This is a genomic window from Halocynthiibacter namhaensis, assembly GCF_000812685.1.
Classification (GTDB): domain Bacteria; phylum Pseudomonadota; class Alphaproteobacteria; order Rhodobacterales; family Rhodobacteraceae; genus Halocynthiibacter; species Halocynthiibacter namhaensis.
The window spans coordinates 1-1,918 of record NZ_JWIF01000042.1; the positions used below are offsets into that span (position 1 = coordinate 1).

The following is a 1,918-nucleotide window of genomic DNA, read 5'->3' on the forward strand; positions in this document are numbered from 1 at the left end:
GAAGGTGGCAGAACCTGGGCGCGCATCGCGTCCCTCATCGAGACCTGCAAGCTTAACGACGTCGAGCCTTACGCCTACCTCAAGGCAACACTTGAAGCCATCGCCGCAGGACATCCCGCCGCCCGCATCGACGAACTCATGCCCTGGAACTACCCCTTCAACCCAAGAACTGAAAGATTGGCGGCCAACAATGAGTAAACTGAACGAAGCGCAAAACGCCATCGAAGTGCAGGCTGGACAGCTTGTGGCACTTCAAATGCTACTGGAATGCGTGATAGCCGAAGGCATCAGAACAGAGATGCTCGATGAACAGACGATTATCCAAATCCTTGATCACGGCATCCTGACGTTCCAAAATAACCAAAACATGAATGATCGCGAAAGCTTTGGTGCAATCGGCGTACTAACCAGTGCTGCTGATACCATAATACGCGCTAAAGACGCCAAAATACTGCCCTGATACCGCTTACAGTAATATGACCACCTGTCATGAGAGCAGATGCCAGGCTCGTATTTGTAGCGTTTTGAGGTCTAGTAGCACCAATGGTAGCGCTGCCAATAACTGCAGCCACCCCAGAGCTTAGTGACAACCAGGCATCGCGCCCACCCCCCCCCTGACTGAGACCTGCCCCCCTGACGGCTACCGTTCCAGCATGTATTTCAGCATGTGCAGTACCAAGCCCCAGGTTTCGCGCAATTATCCCACCAGAATTTAGCCCCGCAGACCCAATCCCCGTGCGTACATCGCCATCATTCATCACAATAGAAGAACTTGCGGTAGAGGTTAAATTCGTAACCATGCTGATTGCGCCAGGGTTTGCGGTGCTACGCGATTCAATTTGTCCGCCATTAATCACAATAGAAGCATTGCCTTGGCCTGCGTTATTGATAGACAGACCAGCACTATTTAAGCCATCTGTTATAATTGTGCCGCCGTCCACCGTAATGGAAGCGTTACCAGTTGCAGTAGGTGCCATATAAATTGCGGCGCCATGGGAGGACGTCTGGCCGTTAATAGTCTGGATCGTGCCGTTGTTAAGAGTAACGGATGTATCTCCAGAAACACCAGCCTTGAGGATGAAAATGCCACGCTGGAAATTAGACATCCTATCAAAGTCAGTAGCATTCACGATGAGATCTCCGGTACCGGTATCGGTGTCTCGCAGGTCAATAGCAGCTATGCCGCCACCGGCGGCTCTCGTGATTGTGGCCGCCGAGTTATTGAGATCCAATGTGATCCCATCGGAGTTCAAGTAAGTGATGCCATTATTGATTTGGGGAATAAACAGGCCACAGTCGTTTGCCCCTTGTCCAGACGCATCAGGCCCACATTCGTTTGCTGACCATCCTGGAGATGCAAATGCAAACGCCAATGCAGATGTGGAAAGGGCAAGTCGTGCCCAACAGCGCAAGTGCGGAGTCAGAGAAGTTACAGCGAATTTGAACGCATGACGCTTGGCACGCCGTAATATCACATAATACTCGACCATCGACTCAATCCCCTAATGCCCTATTCTTGACCCCCAACATTTAGTGCACGCGGAGTTATGCAGGCACCCGCCTTTCCGGCCATCCCAGTCATCGGGATACATTCGTTGAAAATGTTTTTTTAAACAGAGGCTAAAGCGGCACTATCTTTTTGGGCAGTGTGAAGTGGTCTTGTCCCGGTTTAGTTCCGGTCTCTTTTGAGCAATGTTTGCTATGAAGGAGATTGAGAATGGCAACGAGATACACTGACGAGTTTCGCCGTGATGCAGTGCGTATCGCAACGACCAGTGGACTGACACGACCACAAGCGGCTTCTGATTTGGGGGTTGGGCTTTCGACGCTGAACAAGTGGGTCCAAAAGCATCAGTATGATGACCTGATGTCGGGTCCTCACGAAGACGTTGAGAAAGAGAACGAACGCCTTCGCAAG

General features: G+C 51.1%; 4 protein-coding genes. 3 read left to right on the forward strand and 1 reads right to left on the reverse strand.

From position 1 onward, the window contains the following. On the forward strand, positions 1-198 hold a 198-nt coding region (locus RJ38_RS06850), incomplete at its 5' end, for a transposase domain-containing protein (RefSeq protein WP_162183556.1). Further along, on the forward strand, positions 191-460 hold the full coding sequence (locus RJ38_RS06855) for a hypothetical protein (protein WP_039018147.1): 270 nt from the start codon (positions 191-193) through the stop codon (positions 458-460). The genes RJ38_RS06850 and RJ38_RS06855, both read left to right, overlap by 8 nt. Here RJ38_RS06855 and RJ38_RS06860 read toward each other — a convergent pair. Further along, positions 435-1,490: a hypothetical protein gene (locus RJ38_RS06860; RefSeq protein ID WP_039018148.1), complete on the reverse strand. Its 1,056-nt coding sequence runs from the start codon at positions 1,488-1,490 to the stop codon at positions 435-437. The genes RJ38_RS06855 and RJ38_RS06860 overlap by 26 nt on opposite strands. A gap of 227 nt (positions 1,491-1,717) precedes the next feature. Here RJ38_RS06860 and RJ38_RS06865 point away from each other — a divergent pair. Beyond that, the coding region (locus RJ38_RS06865; protein ID WP_039018149.1) for a transposase at positions 1,718-1,918 on the forward strand (201 nt) is incomplete at its 3' end.

What these genes read in the sequence shown, in the direction of transcription:
- RJ38_RS06855 (WP_039018147.1), top strand. Translation starts at nt 191, where the DNA reads ATGAGTAAACTGAACGAAGCGCAAAACGCCATCGAAGTGCAGGCTGGA.
- RJ38_RS06860 (WP_039018148.1), bottom strand. Translation starts at nt 1,490, where the DNA reads ATGGTCGAGTATTATGTGATATTACGGCGTGCCAAGCGTCATGCGTTC.